Annotated in this window: 15 protein-coding genes; 6 read left to right on the top strand and 9 right to left on the bottom strand. The window is 53.3% G+C overall.

Annotation, left to right across the window (positions count from 1 at the left end):
* Positions 1–27: 27 nt before the first annotated feature.
* Positions 28–429, top strand: coding sequence for an acyl-CoA thioester hydrolase YciA (gene yciA / locus DW56_RS03845; protein WP_024553073.1), 402 nt, complete (start codon positions 28–30; stop codon positions 427–429).
* A 34-nt stretch (positions 430–463) separates the two neighbouring features.
* Here the strand turns inward: yciA and tonB are convergent, their stop codons facing one another.
* Positions 464–1,201, bottom strand: coding sequence for a TonB system transport protein TonB (tonB, locus tag DW56_RS03840; RefSeq protein ID WP_024553072.1), 738 nt, complete (start codon positions 1,199–1,201; stop codon positions 464–466).
* A 223-nt stretch (positions 1,202–1,424) separates the two neighbouring features.
* Between tonB and DW56_RS03835 the strand changes: the two genes are divergently transcribed.
* Positions 1,425–1,721, top strand: a complete 297-nt coding sequence (locus tag DW56_RS03835; RefSeq protein ID WP_024553071.1) for a YciI family protein — start codon at positions 1,425–1,427, stop codon at positions 1,719–1,721.
* Positions 1,722–2,153: 432 nt separating this feature from the next.
* Here DW56_RS03835 and DW56_RS22300 read toward each other — a convergent pair whose 3' ends face one another.
* Positions 2,154–2,327, bottom strand: coding sequence for a YciY family protein (locus DW56_RS22300; protein WP_125454196.1), 174 nt, complete (start codon positions 2,325–2,327; stop codon positions 2,154–2,156).
* A 134-nt stretch (positions 2,328–2,461) separates the two neighbouring features.
* Between DW56_RS22300 and cls the strand changes: the two genes are divergently transcribed.
* Together cls and DW56_RS03820 are read left to right on the top strand one after the other, a co-directional pair.
* A complete protein-coding gene (cls, locus tag DW56_RS03825; RefSeq protein WP_024553070.1) occupies positions 2,462–3,922 on the top strand; it encodes a cardiolipin synthase in 1,461 nt (486 codons plus the stop codon).
* 33 nt (positions 3,923–3,955) lie between these two features.
* Positions 3,956–4,285 (top strand): HI1450 family dsDNA-mimic protein, encoded by a 330-nt coding sequence (locus tag DW56_RS03820; protein WP_024553069.1) that lies wholly within the window; start codon positions 3,956–3,958, stop codon positions 4,283–4,285.
* 15 nt (positions 4,286–4,300) lie between these two features.
* Here the strand turns inward: DW56_RS03820 and DW56_RS03815 are convergent, their stop codons facing one another.
* The 6 genes from DW56_RS03815 to oppA all read right to left on the bottom strand — a co-directional run bounded on the left by DW56_RS03815 (position 4,301) and on the right by oppA (position 10,882).
* The gene (locus DW56_RS03815; protein ID WP_024553068.1) at positions 4,301–5,149 is read right to left on the bottom strand and encodes an ion transporter; all 849 of its coding nucleotides are present in this window, start codon (positions 5,147–5,149) and stop codon (positions 4,301–4,303) included.
* Between the two features lie 49 nt (positions 5,150–5,198).
* Positions 5,199–6,203, bottom strand: a complete 1,005-nt coding sequence (gene oppF, locus DW56_RS03810) for a murein tripeptide/oligopeptide ABC transporter ATP binding protein OppF (RefSeq protein WP_024553067.1) — start codon at positions 6,201–6,203, stop codon at positions 5,199–5,201.
* Positions 6,200–7,213, bottom strand: a complete 1,014-nt coding sequence (gene oppD, locus DW56_RS03805) for an ABC transporter ATP-binding protein (RefSeq protein ID WP_024553066.1) — start codon at positions 7,211–7,213, stop codon at positions 6,200–6,202. Before oppD ends, oppF begins: the two co-directional genes overlap by 4 nt.
* An 11-nt stretch (positions 7,214–7,224) precedes the next feature.
* Positions 7,225–8,133 (bottom strand): oligopeptide ABC transporter permease OppC, encoded by a 909-nt coding sequence (gene oppC / locus DW56_RS03800; RefSeq protein WP_024553065.1) that lies wholly within the window; start codon positions 8,131–8,133, stop codon positions 7,225–7,227.
* 14 nt (positions 8,134–8,147) lie between these two features.
* Entirely contained in the window at positions 8,148–9,068 is a 921-nt protein-coding gene (oppB, locus tag DW56_RS03795; RefSeq protein ID WP_024553064.1) for an oligopeptide ABC transporter permease OppB, read from the bottom strand.
* Between the two features lie 185 nt (positions 9,069–9,253).
* Positions 9,254–10,882, bottom strand: a complete 1,629-nt coding sequence (gene oppA, locus DW56_RS03790) for an oligopeptide ABC transporter substrate-binding protein OppA (RefSeq protein ID WP_024553063.1) — start codon at positions 10,880–10,882, stop codon at positions 9,254–9,256.
* 88 nt (positions 10,883–10,970) lie between these two features.
* Here oppA and DW56_RS03785 point away from each other — a divergent pair, with 88 nt between their 5' ends.
* On the top strand, positions 10,971–11,153 hold the full coding sequence (locus DW56_RS03785; RefSeq protein WP_024553062.1) for a hypothetical protein: 183 nt from the start codon (positions 10,971–10,973) through the stop codon (positions 11,151–11,153).
* 521 nt (positions 11,154–11,674) lie between these two features.
* Here DW56_RS03785 and DW56_RS03780 read toward each other — a convergent pair.
* Positions 11,675–12,322, bottom strand: a complete 648-nt coding sequence (locus DW56_RS03780; RefSeq protein ID WP_024553061.1) for a YchE family NAAT transporter — start codon at positions 12,320–12,322, stop codon at positions 11,675–11,677.
* Between the two features lie 471 nt (positions 12,323–12,793).
* Here DW56_RS03780 and adhE point away from each other — a divergent pair, with 471 nt between their 5' ends.
* Entirely contained in the window at positions 12,794–15,469 is a 2,676-nt protein-coding gene (gene adhE, locus DW56_RS03775; protein ID WP_024553060.1) for a bifunctional acetaldehyde-CoA/alcohol dehydrogenase, read from the top strand.
* The last annotated feature ends 26 nt before the right edge of the window (positions 15,470–15,495 follow it).

Below are 15,495 nucleotides of genomic sequence, written 5' to 3'. Positions count from 1 at the left end.
GACAAGCCATTGAACGGAAGAAAAGCAATGACGACACAATCCGAAGCGCCACAGGGTGAACTGGTTTTAAGAACGCTGGCGATGCCCGCCGACACTAACGCTAACGGCGATATTTTTGGCGGCTGGCTGATGTCGCAAATGGATATGGGCGGCGCCATTCTCGCCAAAGAACTGGCTCACGGACGCGTAGTCACTGTACGGGTGGACGGCATGACGTTTCTGCGCCCCGTCGCGGTGGGCGATGTTGTCTGCTGCTACGCACGCTGCGTAAAGCGAGGCAATACCTCGGTCACCATCAATGTTGAGGTGTGGGTGAAAAAAGTGTCGTCTGAGCCTATCGGTCAGCGTTATCGCGCAACGGAAGCGCTCTTTATATATGTCGCTGTGGATCAGGAAGGCAAACCTCGCCCTCTTCCTTCGGTAAACTAACCCATAAAAAAACCTCCCCGAAGGGAGGTTTTTTTTACTGCATCGTCGCCCCGCCATTCATGCGAAAGACAATGTTCACAATCAATCCCTGCCCCGGTTTGCCCGGTTCGTAGCGCCATCTGCGCATGGCGGTTTTCACTTCTCGCTCGAACATATTGGCAGGCTTTGCGGAAAGCACCTGGATATTTTCCACGCTGCCGTCCGCCGCTACGTCGAACTTCACCCGCACCTGGCCTTCCATACGCAGTGCGTAAGCACGCGCCGGATATTGCGGCTGATTACGGCTCACAGCTCGCGGGCCGCTCGGCGCTGCTTTGGCTGGCGCAGCCTGCGTTGGGCGAGAGGCCGTCGTGGCCGGGCGCGCTGGCGCATTGTTTTCAAAAGGCGATGCCGGACGCGGCTCGACGGGTTTGACTTCACGCTTAGGCTGCTCCTGCACCTTTTTCACCGGCTTTGGCTTCGGCTTCGGCTTGGGTTTAGGCTCTGGTTTATGAATAACCACTGGCGCCTCTTTCGGCGGCTCCGGTACGGGTTCCGGTTCCGGCTCGGGTTCTGGCTCAACAACCGGCTGCGGCGGCGGCTGCACCACCTCGGGCTGTGGCGGCTCAAGTTCAGCAGGCGCGACCATAGTGACTGAAATAGGCTGTGATGGAGCAGGCAGTTCAACAACCTGATGTACCGAGGTATACAGCAAACCCGCCACTACGGCGCCATGGATAGCGACGGAGAGCAGCGTCGGCCATGGAAAGCGACGAGGTAAATCAAGGGCCATTGAAGTCATAATCGTTTCAGTGAATGAGTGAAGTCACAATTTTAAATGCAAATAGCAATCATATTCAACAACGCATCCAGCCTTCGTTCATATTCGCGTTTAACTGGCTGAATTAACCACAGCATTGTTACGGCCTCTCATCACTTTTTAACTTTGCGTTGCAGTAAGCCACGGTTTCACTTAACGTAATTTTTCTCGTTTTTTCTGCTCAGGAGTTATGCCCGTGCTTTATGTTATCTACGCTGAAGATGTTGCGGATTCGCTGGAAAAAAGATTATCGGTGCGCCCGGCTCATCTGGCCCGCCTGCAATTGTTACATGATGAAGGCCGCCTGCTCACCGCAGGTCCAATGCCCGCGGTAGACAGTAACGATCCGGGAAGCGCGGGTTTTACCGGCTCCACGGTTATTGCCGAGTTTGATTCTCTGGAAGCCGCGCAGGCCTGGGCGCAAGCCGATCCTTATATTGCTGCGGGCGTGTATAAGACGGTTGCCGTTAAGCCATACAAAAAAGTGTTTTAAATTGCAGCGGCGCTTTTTGACACTATCGCAGTTGATAATCAAAAAGCGTCGCGGCCAGGGCCTGCTCGCCCTGTACCCCGACGTCTGCCCGGATGATGCATGAGATATCTATTCCATCAGGCATCCGTAAAAAAGTGCCCGGTCAATAAAGCGTGAATTCAGCCAGGGTCTGACTTATCTTTTTTCTTCTTGCGGGTGGTCAGCCATTCGCGAATAAAAATAACCGCCAGCAAAACCAGCCAGCCAATCTGATAAATATCTTCCAGCGCCACGCGACTCTCTTCCCAGTGGGTCTCTTTTATTATGAATGTACGGCAGGTGCGCTCTGCTTCTTTAATCCGCAGAACGGCCGGTGGTTAAATTTTGAAGTGAGCAACAGCCAGGATTCAAGAAAGTTTCCGGGCACCGCAGGACGGTGCCCTTCTCTTTGGCTTATCTGTCGTGAATGGCAAACAGCAAAGCATTACGCTGGCGATTAATAGTGCACTTGCGAATGGCATGAATGCGCATATTGCGGCGCGATTGAGCCTCCAGCCAGCGCGCTTTACGCCGTTGAGACTGCCGCAGCATGCGCCAGCGCCCAACTTCCGTTCTACTACGCCTCATTTCAACTACTCTTGACTTATAACAGAGCGGCCATTATAGCCCCTTCGCATCGTCAGACCAGCGCTTTTCTGTTTAAGGACGGCCCGGTTCTGCGTACACTCACTACAACGCGGATTTTAAAGGACTAATTAACTATGACAACCTTCTACACGGTAGTGAGTTGGCTGGTCGTTATAGGCTACTGGTTACTGATTGCCGGGGTGACGTTGCGCATCCTGATGAAGCGCCGTGCGGTGCCTTCGGCAATGGCATGGCTGTTGATTATTTACATCCTTCCTCTGGTGGGGATCATCGCCTATCTTTCCTTTGGCGAACTGCATCTGGGTAAGCGCCGCGCCGAGCGAGCGCAGGCAATGTGGCCTTCCACCGCTAAGTGGTTAAATGATTTAAAAGCCTGTAAGCATATCTTCGCCGAAGAGAACAGCCCTGTCGCCGCATCGCTGTTTCAGCTATGCGAGCGCCGCCAGGGCATAGCAGGCGTTAAGGGGAACCAGTTACAGCTGTTAACCGATTCTGATGATGTGATGCAGGCGCTTATTCGCGATATTCAGCTTGCGCGACACAATATCGAGATGGTGTTTTACATCTGGCAGCCAGGCGGCATGGCGGATCAGGTCGCCGAGTCGCTGATGGCCGCTGCGCGGCGCGGCGTTCACTGCCGCCTGATGCTCGACTCCGCAGGCAGCGTCACCTTCTTTCGCAGCCCCTGGGCCGGCATGATGCGCAACGCCGGGATAGAGGTCGTTGAGGCGCTTAAAGTCAACCTGATGCGCGTATTCCTGCGCCGTATGGATTTACGCCAGCACCGCAAAATGGTGATGATAGATAACTACATCGCTTACACCGGCAGCATGAACCTGGTGGATCCGCGTTTTTTCAAACAGGATGCGGGCGTCGGTCAGTGGGTAGATTTAATGGCGCGCATGGAAGGCCCGGTCGCGACCGCCATGGGCGTGGTTTACTCCTGCGACTGGGAAATTGAAACCGGTAAACGCATTCTGCCTCCGCCGCCGGACAGCAATATCATGCCTTTTGAGCAAGCGAGCGGACACACCATCCACACTATCGCTTCCGGCCCCGGTTTTCCCGAAGACTTGATTCACCAGGCGCTGCTTACCGCCGTCTATGCCTCGCGTGAATATCTCATCATGACGACTCCCTATTTCGTGCCCAGCGACGACTTACTGCACGCCATTTGTACCGCCGCCCAGCGCGGAGTGGATGTCAGCATTATTCTGCCGCGCAAGAATGACTCCTTGCTGGTGGGATGGGCCAGCCGCGCCTTTTTTGCCGAGCTGCTGGCGGCCGGGGTGAAAATCTACCAGTTTGAAGGCGGCTTGCTGCACACCAAAAGCGTGCTGGTGGATGGCGAATTAAGTCTGGTCGGTACTGTTAACCTGGATATGCGCAGCCTGTGGCTCAATTTCGAGATTACACTGGTTATAGACGATGCCGGTTTTGGCGGCGATCTGGCGGCAGTGCAGGATGATTACATCTCCCGCTCACGCCTGCTGGACGTAGCGCGCTGGAACAAAAGACCGCTGTGGCAGCGCGTCGTAGAGCGACTGTTTTACTTCTTCAGTCCATTGCTGTAAAACGTGCGCAACGTTATTGAGTGGGGTATCAAGATGGAAATGGATCTGAACAACCGTCTGACGGAAGACGAAACGCTGGAGCAGGCCTACGATATTTTTCTGGAGCTGGCTGGCGATAACCTCGACCCGGCGGATATCATCCTGTTTAACCTGCAATTTGAAGAGCGCGGCGGCGCCGAGTTGTTTGATCCTGCGGAAGACTGGAGCGAACATGTCGATTTCGACTTAAACCCGGACTTCTTCTCTGAAGTAGTCATAGGTCTTGCCGATACAGACGGCGGTGAAATTAACGATATCTTCGCTCGCGTGCTGCTGTGCCGCGAAAAAGACCACAAGATTTGCCATATCCTCTGGCGCGAATAAAGCGCGCTGGCCGCGTTACTTTTCCCTGGCGGCAGGCAGCCGCTCGCCGCACAACCTGCAAAACTTCGCCGTATCTTCATGCTCGGTAGCGTGACAGCCCGGGCATCGTCTTTTATTACGTTTGTTTTGTAAATCTGCCGTCATTTGCGAGGTTAATATTCCCGTTGGAATAGCAATGACCGAATAGCCAATCAGGATGAGCGCCGAAGCGATAAGCCTGCCTGTCGCCGTGTGCGGCGTAATATCGCCATAGCCAACCGTAGTCACCGTGACAACCGCCCAGTAAACCGACGTGCCAAGCGTGGTAAAGCCGCTGTTTGCGCCTTCGATGCCATACATCAATGCGCCTGCCACAACCATCACGATGCCGATAAAAGCATAAAAAAGAATCAACTGGTGGCGGGCGTTCACTATGGCGCGCCAGATGCTGTCGAGCGCGGGCATAAAACGCAACAGCTTTAAAATTCGCAGTACGCGAATAGCCCGCAGCGCACGCCAGGCGAAGAAGTAATTGCCGGCGAATTCCGGCCAGAGCCACATGATATACAGCGGCAACAGCGTGGCGAGATCGATTATGCCCCAAAAGCTGAAAACATAGCGCGCAGGTCTGGGCCAGGTGATCACGCGTAACAGATATTCGAGAGTAAAGGCCAGGGTAAAAGCGGTCTCTATCGACACAAACAGCTGCCACTGCGTCGAATTAAGGTGATACTGCGTGCCGATGCCCGACTCAATAAAGACAACAATGACGCTTAACAGCGCCAGCAGACCGCAGAGCGCTTCAACATAACGCCCGCTGCGGGTTCGCTGGTCAAAAAGCGCATGCCAAAGCGTCTGGCGTAAAGATAAATGCATCCTTGTCATTTATGGCCTCCGGAATAAAAAAGGGCTGACATGATGTCAGCCCCTGCGCTTATAGCGGATCGACCTTCAGGCAGGAAACCGCATGCCGGAAGCTCCCCTCCAGCACCGGCCGCGTTTTGGCGCATTCCGGCCCGGCCATCGGGCAGCGGGTGCGAAAAACACAGCCTGACGGTGGGTTGATCGGCGAAGGCAACTCCCCTTCCAGCAACTGGATTGTTTTATTCTTCTCCAGATCCGGGTCCGGGATTGGCACGGCTGACATCAGCGCCCGTGTATACGGGTGCAGCGGATTATTATAGACCTCATCATAGGTGCCAAGCTCTACTGCATGTCCCAGATACATCACCAGAACGCGATCGGAGATATGTTTTACCACCGCCAGGTCATGGGCGATGAATATCAGCGACAGCCCCATTTCGCGTTGCAATTTTTGCAACAGGTTAACCACCTGAGCCTGAATGGAAACGTCGAGCGCGGAAACCGGTTCATCGCAAATAATCAGCTTCGGTTCAAGGATCAGCGCGCGGGCGATGCCGATACGCTGGCACTGGCCGCCGGAAAACTCATGAGGATAGCGGTTGACGAGGTTAGGCAGCAGGCCCACTTTCATCATCATCGCCTTCACGCGGTCACGCACTTCCTGACGCGGCATTTTGGGATGATAAGTGCGAAGCGGCTCGGCGATGATTTCACCAATGGTCATGCGCGGGTTCAGGGAAGCCAGCGGATCCTGGAAAATCATTTGAATGTCGCTGCGCACGTCGCGCCATTGCTCCTGACGCATGCCCAGCAAATCTTTGCCAAGCCACGCCACGCGGCCGCTGGTGGCTTTCACCAGGCCGATAATGGCGCGCGCGAAGGTCGATTTGCCGCAACCCGATTCGCCTACCACGCCGAGCGTTTCGCCTTCGTACAGACGCAGCGTCACACCGTCTACCGCTTTCAGCGTTTTCGGCGGCTGCCAGAACCACTGTTTGCCGTCTTTGATATCGAAGTGAACCTTCAGGTCGGCAATTTCCAGTAAAACTTTTTTCTCTTCAGCAACGGCGCTCATGCTAACTCCTCCACCGGCTTATAGCAGGCGCGTAAACGCCCTGGCGCGAACGCCATTAACGGCGGCGCGCTATTACAGATTTCCATCGCATGCGGGCAACGCGGCTGGAACGGACAGCCTTTCGGCAGTTTCAGCAAGTTCGGCGGGTTGCCGGGAATGGTAAGCAGCGATTCGCCTTCCGCATCCAGGCGCGGCACGGCATTCAGCAGGCCGATAGAGTACGGGTGCGCCGGCTGGTAAAAGACATCGCGGGCGCGGCCATATTCCATGGTGCGACCGGCATACATCACCAGCACTTTGTCGCAAATGCCAGCCACCACGCCAAGGTCATGCGTGATCATGATAATAGCCGTATTAAACTCACGCTTGAGTTCGTTAAGCAGCGTCATGATCTGCGCCTGAACGGTCACGTCAAGCGCGGTGGTCGGCTCGTCGGCAATCAGCAGTTTTGGCCGGCACAACAGCGCCATGGCAATCATTACGCGCTGGCGCATACCGCCGGAAAATTCATGCGGGTACATGCGCATGCGTTTGCGCGCTTCCGGCATTTTTACGGCGTCGAGCATGCGGACAGACTCTTCGAAGGCTTCCGCTTTACTCATGCCTTTATGCAGCATCAGCACTTCCATTAGCTGCTCGCCTACGCGCATGTAGGGGTTCAGCGACGTCATCGGATCCTGAAAAATCATCGAGATTTGTTCAGCGCGCAGATGGTTAAGCGCTTTCTCCGGCAGATTCAGGATTTGCTTGCCGTTGAACGTTGCCGAACCGCCGATGCGTCCGTTAGAAGCCAGTAACCCCATCAGCGCAAACGCCGTCTGGGATTTGCCGGAGCCGGATTCGCCCACAATCCCCAGCGTTTCGCCAGCGCGCAAACTGAAGTTCAGGTCGTTGACCGCCGTGACATCGCCGTCAGGCGTGGCAAACGTCACCCGTAAATCTTTTACTTCCAGCAGTGACGGTGTTTCGGTGCCGGCGCGGGTGATATCGGTAATTTCAATGGTGCTCATGGCGGCACTCCTTAACGATCTTTCGGGTCGAGGGCGTCACGCAGGCCATCGCCGATAAAGTTAAAACAAAACAGGGTGACCACAAGGAATCCTGCCGGGAACAGCAGCAGCCAGGGCGACACTTCCATTGAATTCGCGCCGTCGCTTAACAAGGCGCCCCAGGAGCTTAACGGCTCTTGCGTGCCAAGCCCCAGGAAGCTCAGAAACGATTCGAACAGGATCATGCTTGGCACCAGCAGCGAGGCGTAAACCACCACAACGCCCAACACGTTCGGCACGATATGGCGAACCACAATACTGGCGGTGGAAACCCCGCCGACCTGCGCGGCTTCGATAAACTCTTTACGCTTAAGGCTTAGCGTCTGGCCGCGTACGATACGCGCCATATCCAGCCAGGACACCATGCCGATGGCCACAAATATCAGCAGGATATTCTGACCAAAAAAGGTGACCAGCAGAATAACGAAGAACATAAACGGGAAGGAGTTGAGGATCTCAAGCAGGCGCATCATGACGGAATCGACTTTGCCGCCGAGGTAACCTGAAAGCGAACCGTAGAGCGTGCCGACAATCACCGCCACCAGCGCCGCCGCCACGCCGACCATCAGCGAAATACGACCGCCGATAGCCACGCGCACCAGCAGGTCGCGCCCGGAGGAGTCAGTGCCGAACCAGTGGCCTGACTCGGTATCCGGCGCGCTCGACATCATGCCCCAGTCCGTATCGAAATAGCTGAACTGCGAAAGCATGGGCGCAAGCGTAACAAAAAGCGCAATCAGCACGAGCACGATAAGACTCGCTACCGCCGCGCGGTTATGCATAAAGCGGCGACGCGCGTCCTGCCAGAGGCTGCGCCCTTCGACTTCCAGTTTCTCACTGAAGTTTTCCAGCGCCTCGCTGTTTTTCTTACTCAACATCATGGCGTACTCCAGTGTCAGTAACGGATTTTCGGGTCGATAACGGCATAAAGCACATCGACAATGGCATTAAACAGAATGGTCAGCGCGCCTACCAGAATGGTGAGGCTCAGCACCAGTGAATAGTCGCGGTTCAGCGCGCCGTTCACGAACAGCTGGCCGATGCCCGGCAGACCATAAATCGTCTCGATAACCATTGAACCGGTGATGATGCCGACAAACGCAGGGCCCATATATGAGAGTACGGGCAGCAGCGCAGGTTTCAGCGCATGGCGGAAAATGATGCGGCGCATCGGCAGCCCTTTCGCCCGCGCAGTGCGGATGAAGTTTGAGTGCAGAACTTCAATCATTGAGCCGCGGGTAATACGCGCGATGCTTGCAATATAAGCAAGCGACAGCGCCACCATCGGCAGGATCATGAATTTGAGCGCGCCGCCGTTCCAGCCGCCGCCAGGCAGCCATTGCAAAGTAATAGCGAATATCATGACCAGTAACGGCGCCACGACGAAACTCGGTATAACCACCCCGGTCATCGCTATTCCCATTACCGTGTAATCCCATTTGGTATTTTGCTTCAACGCCGCAATAACGCCCGCCGTTACGCCCAGGATTACCGCCAGCAGAAAAGCAGCGGCGCCAAGTTTCGCGGAAACCGGGAACGAAGAGGCCACCAGGTCGTTAACGGAATAATCTTTATATTTAAATGACGGCCCAAAATCCCCGTGCGCCAGCTGTTTCAGATAGCTGAAATACTGTGTCAGGATCGGATCGTTTAAATGGTATTTCGCCTCTATGTTCGCCATAACTTCTGGCGGCAGCGCACGCTCGCCGGTAAAAGGACTTCCCGGCGCCAGACGCATCATAAAGAAGGAGATGGTTATAAGAATAAACAGCGTCGGAATCGCTTCCAGACAGCGACGTAGTATAAATTTCAACATTGCCCGTACCTTCTGGCATGTGCCTTTGAGAAAAGATGAAAAAGGAGCCTGCGCCGGACGGCTTTCAGGCTCCGGGGCACAGTGGCGCGACAATCTCTTTTGCGCTGCGGTTTATTCCCGCCGCCATTGAGCGGCGGAAAATTAACTGCGGCGCGGGGAAGAAAGATTCGCTCCACGCATTGCCATTAGTGCTTGATAATATAAAGGTTCTTAACGTAGATATTATCCATCGGGTCTTTACCGGTATAACCACCCACCCACGGTTTCACCAGACGGGCGTTCACGTAGTAATAAACCGGCACGATCGCAGAGTCTTTATCCAGTTGCTCTTCGGCTTTCTGGTAAAGCGCGGTGCGCTGACCTTCATCCGTCACTTTCAGCGTATCGCCGATAATCTTATCGAACGCTTCGCTCTTATAGTGAGCGGTGTTGTTAGAGCTGTCGGAAAGCATCGTGTTCAGGAAGGAGGTCGGCTCGTTGTAGTCCGCACACCAGCCTGCGCGCGCTACGTCAAAGTTGCCCTGATGACGGGTGTCCAGGAAGGTTTTCCACTCCTGGTTTTCAAGCTTCACGTTTACGCCGAGGTTTTTCTTCCAGATTGAAGAGACGGCGATAGCCAGCTTCTTATGAAGATCGGACGTGTTATAGAGCAAGTCGAACGTCAGCGGTTTGTCTGCGGTAAAGCCCGCTTCCGCCAGCAGTTTTTTCGCTTCCGCGTTACGCTGCTCCTGGGTCATTTTGAACCAGGCCGGTTCGGTCAGTTTGGCGCCGTCGGTGTACGGCGGCGTGTAGCTATAGGCCGGCAGGTCGCCCTGGTTTTTCACCTTGTTGACGATAATGTCACGATCCAGACCTAACTTCAGCGCGGCGCGAACGCGCGGATCGTTAAACGGCGGCTTCTGGTTGTTGATTTCGTAGTAGTAAGTGCACAGATACGGATCTACATGCACTTCACCAGGGATCTCTTTTTTCAGCTTCTGGAAGAGTTCGATCGGCATGTTGTTATAGGTCATGTCGATTTCGCCGCTGCGATAGCGGTTTACGTCAGTCACTTCAGAAGAGATAGGCAAATAAGTGACCTGGTTGATAACGGTTTTCGCGTTATCCCAGTAGTTGGTGTTGCGCTCAAGCACGATGCGCTCGTTCACCACCCAGTCTTTGAGCTTATAAGCGCCGTTTGAGACGATATTCGCAGGCTGCGTCCATTTTTCGCCAAATTTTTCCACAACGGCTTTAGGCACAGGGGACATGGAAGAGTGCACCAGCAGCTTATAGAAATAAGGCACTGGCTCAGTCAGCGTCACTTCCAGGGTATGATCGTCGATCGCTTTAACGCCCAGCTCGGTCGGCTTTTTCTTACCGGCGATAATGTCATCGATGTTCGCGATGTGGCCGTATTGCAGGTAGCTCTCGTAAGGCGAAGCGGTGTTTGGATCCGCCAGACGCTGCCAGCTATAAACGAAGTCTTGCGCCGTTACCGGGTCGCCGTTGGACCACTTAGCATCTTTACGAAGATGGAAGGTCCAAACTTTAAAATCTTTGTTATCCCACTTTTCTGCAACACCCGCGCTCGGATGGCCGTCGACGTCCGTTACCAGCAGACCTTCAAACAGATCGCGGTTAATGTTGGACTCCGGCACGCCTTCAATTTTATGCGGATCGAGAGACTGTACTTCAGAACCATTGTTGCGAACCAGCGTCTGTTTCTCCGCCAGTTGCACACCTGCGGGCACATTTGCTGCCATTGCATTGCCCGCGATTAGCGCAGAAAGGATACCCGCAGCTACCAGACTTTTTTTTGTGATGATGGTCATTGTGATAATACTCCACTCATTATAATTACTGGCCCTTAAGCCAGCCTCTTGCCGCCCTTTTTGGGCGCCTGTACAGCGCAGGAGCGATTTGCCGCTGTCAGGTTTTTCTTTTTTACTGCTTGCTATCACCGACTTTATTTTTACGGCTGCTCGTTCGGCAGCCTTTACGTCGATTCGTGCTTCTCTTCCCCTGTCTGAAGAGAAGCGTGAGGGTGGCGAACCTGTCGCCCGAAAACGCTTTCAGACGAAAAGCATTCTCAATAACAAATAATTTGCAGCCGAATGTTTTGGCCGGAAGGTATCAAAAGCGTCAATCCTGCGCCAATAGAATTTACAAATTTGTTAACCATTTCTCTTTTGTAGCATGGCTTAGTGCTGCATTATGCTGGCTAACATAGAATATTAAGAAGAACATGCCTTTAAAATCAACGCATTAACCTGAAAAGCCCCACCCTGACAGTGACTTTCAGAGCCGGATGCCTGCTATCACATAAAATTAACATTTGGCGATTTTTTAGCACATAAATCTACTCTGTGAATGAAATTACTAATAACATTTCGGTTATCCCTCAGCAAGGGTAAGAGTATGGTGTGAGAAAAATAACATTTCATTTGCTTCTTTTTCACTCATTAGCACCCGTACTCATTAACTAACCTTCTGTTTAATCGACATTTATCTTAACCATTCTTTTTTGCTATGACTGACTGTTAACTGCTCAATAAAAAGACGAAACTGAAATATTTTGCAAAAAAAAGCGGAGCCTGAGCTCCGCCTTATCAAATGAAAGCCGCTTAATTGAGCAAGCCCGGGAAAATAGCTTTCAGCCCGGTTACGATAAATTCAATCCCTAACGCCATCAGCAACAGGCCCATAATACGCGTAATAACGTTAATGCCTGTCTGGCCCAGTAAACGCACAAGCCATGGCGCCAGACGGAAGACGCCCCAGCAGCATAAAGCGAACACCGCGATGGCCAGCGAGAACCCCAGCATATAGCCCACTGTGTGGTAGCGGGTTCCCCATACTATGGTTGAACTAATGGCGCCCGGCCCCGCCATCAAAGGCAGCGCAAGCGGCACTACGCCAACGCTTTCACGGATCGCAGTTTCTGATTTCTCCTGCTTGTTCTGTTTATCTTCACCTAACTTCCCGCTGATCATGGACATCGCAATAGTCACGACCAGAATGCCGCCGGCGATACGAAACGAATCAATGGAAATACCGAAGAGTTGCAGGATGCCGTCGCCAAGGAAAAGCGAAGTCCACAAGATAATGGCGACAGAAAGGTTCGCCGTGAGGTTCGTTTTATTTCGAGCCGTCGCGGTTTGGTAGCTGGTCATGCTAATAAAGACGGGAATAATCCCAACCGGGTTCACCAGCGCGAAAAGCCCGATAAAGAACTTAAAGTAAGTTGGCAAATCTAAGAACGAGTGGGCCACAAAAACTCCGCAAAAGCGTCAGCAGAAAGACTTGCGTAATGTAAAGGAAAAGCCCCGCATACGCTACGCTGATTAGCAGGGTAATATTCTGCATATTCTCATTACAGGAAAACGAACCGCCGTTGTTATTTATTTGTTGAGATTATGGTAACGTGATTTATATACGCTGTAGCTAAGCTATTAAAGTTCGCTGAGATACTAAAATAAGGCCTGCTGAAAGGAGTCAGCATCGATATAAATTGATCCTGATCACATTTTGACTACTCAGAAGTGAGTAACCTTGCTTACGCCGCCAGGGAAAAACAGCCAGCTTGAGGGCTGTGGGCTTAAGGCTCTTTTAGTAAATCAGCGTGGTGTTTGTAGCTATTGCGTTGTCACATCCTGGCTGTTACGCGTGCTGTTTGTTGTCGTCATATTGGTGTTTCAAACAGCTGGTTTACTAAAAGAGTTTAACATTATCAGGAGAGCATTATGGCCGTTACTAATGTCGCTGAACTTAACGCCCTCGTCGAGCGCGTAAAAAAAGCCCAGCGTGAATACGCCAACTTCACTCAAGAACAGGTCGATAAAATCTTCCGCGCAGCCGCTCTGGCCGCCGCAGATGCTCGTATCCCCCTCGCTAAAATGGCCGTTGCCGAATCCGGCATGGGTATCGTCGAAGACAAAGTGATCAAAAACCACTTCGCCTCTGAATATATCTACAACGCCTACAAAGACGAGAAGACCTGCGGCGTGCTTGAAGAAGATGATACCTTCGGCACCATCACTATTGCTGAACCTACCGGCATCATCTGCGGCATCGTTCCGACAACCAACCCGACCTCGACCGCTATTTTTAAAGCGCTCATCAGCCTGAAAACGCGTAACGCTATTATCTTTTCTCCGCATCCTCGTGCAAAAAACGCCACGAATAAAGCAGCGGATATTGTACTGCAAGCGGCTATCGCTGCTGGCGCGCCGAAAGACATTATCGGCTGGATCGATGAGCCTTCTGTTGAGCTTTCCAACCAGTTGATGCACCACCCGGACATCAACCTCATCCTGGCAACTGGCGGCCCGGGCATGGTGAAAGCCGCTTACAGCTCCGGTAAACCTGCCATTGGCGTGGGCGCTGGCAACACGCCGGTTGTTATCGACGAAACCGCCGATATCAAGCGCGCAGTCGCGTCCATTCTGATGTCCAAAACCTTCGACAACGGCGTTATCTGCGCTTCTGAACAATCCGTTGTGGTCGTTGATTCCGTTTACGACGCTGTGCGCGAGCGTTTCGCTACCCACGGCGGCTACCTGTTGCAGGGCAAAGAGCTCAAAGCGGTTCAGGATATCATTCTGAAAAATGGCGGCCTGAATGCGGCCATCGTAGGCCAGCCGGCAACTAAAATTGCTGAAATGGCAGGCATCAGCGTACCGGCAGGCACGAAGATCCTGATTGGCGAAGTGACTCTGGTAGATGAAAGCGAGCCTTTCGCTCATGAGAAACTCTCCCCTACCCTCGCCATGTATCGCGCGAAAGATTTTGAAGACGCCGTTGTAAAAGCGGAAAAACTGGTCGCCATGGGCGGTATCGGTCATACCTCCTGCTTGTATACCGATCAGGATAACCAGCCGCAACGCGTTGCGCATTTCGGCCAGATGATGAAAACCGCGCGTATCCTTATCAACACGCCGGCATCTCAGGGTGGTATCGGCGACCTTTACAACTTCAAACTGGCGCCTTCTCTGACGCTGGGTTGCGGCTCCTGGGGCGGTAACTCCATCTCTGAGAACGTAGGTCCGAAGCACCTGATCAACAAGAAAACTGTTGCCAAGCGAGCTGAGAACATGTTGTGGCATAAACTTCCGAAATCTATCTACTTCCGCCGTGGCTCTTTGCCCATCGCGCTGGATGAAGTGATTACCGATGGTCACAAACGCGCCATGATCGTGACTGACCGCTTCCTGTTCAATAACGGTTACGCGGATCAGATCACTTCTGTTCTGAAAGCAGCAGGCGTTGAGACGGAAGTGTTCTTTGAAGTAGAAGCGGATCCGACGCTGAGCGTGGTACGTAAAGGCGCTGACCTTGCCAACTCCTTCAAACCGGACGTGATCATCGCGCTGGGCGGCGGCTCCCCAATGGATGCAGCCAAAATTATGTGGGTGATGTACGAGCATCCGGAAACCCACTTTGAGGAACTGGCGCTGCGCTTTATGGATATCCGTAAACGCATCTATAAGTTCCCGAAAATGGGCGTGAAAGCGAAAATGATCGCTGTCACCACCACGTCCGGCACCGGTTCAGAAGTTACGCCGTTCGCCGTTGTGACCGATGACGCGACTGGTCAGAAATATCCGCTGGCAGACTATGCCCTGACCCCGGATATGGCGATTGTCGATGCCAACCTGGTGATGGATATGCCTAAGTCGCTTTGCGCCTTCGGCGGTCTGGATGCAGTAACTCACGCGCTGGAAGCCTATGTTTCTGTGCTGGCGAGCGAGTTCTCTGATGGTCAGGCTCTGCAAGCGCTTAAACTGCTCAAAGAGAACCTGCCTGCGTCTTACCATGAAGGTTCGAAAAACCCGGTAGCGCGTGAGCGCGTACACAGCGCTGCAACCATCGCCGGTATTGCGTTTGCGAACGCCTTCCTGGGCGTGTGCCACTCCATGGCGCATAAACTGGGCTCGCAGTTCCATATTCCGCATGGCCTGGCGAACGCCCTGCTTATCTCTAACGTTATCCGTTACAACGCTAACGATAACCCGACCAAGCAGACTGCGTTCAGCCAGTACGACCGTCCTCAGGCGCGCCGTCGTTACGCGGAAATTGCCGACCACCTGGGTCTGTCTGCACCAGGCGATCGCACCGCGGCGAAAATCGAGAAACTGCTGGTATGGCTGGACAGCATTAAAGCTGAGCTCGGCATTCCTAAATCCATCCGCGAAGCGGGTGTACAGGAAGCTGACTTCCTGGCCCACGTGGATAAACTGTCAGAAGATGCGTTTGACGACCAGTGTACTGGCGCCAACCCGCGTTATCCGCTGATTTCCGAGCTGAAACAGATCCTGCTGGACAGCTTCTACGGCCGCGAATACACCGAAGGCGGTGCAGCAGCTAAAGAAGTCGCTTCAGTGGTTAAAGCTGATAAAAAAGCGAAGAAACCTGCCTGAGATAGCCTCTAATAAAAACCCGCCTG

The sequence above is a fragment of the Franconibacter helveticus LMG 23732 genome, from assembly GCF_000463115.2.
Lineage (GTDB): Bacteria > Pseudomonadota > Gammaproteobacteria > Enterobacterales > Enterobacteriaceae > Franconibacter > Franconibacter helveticus.
This window is presented reverse-complemented; position numbering and strand designations above follow the sequence as displayed.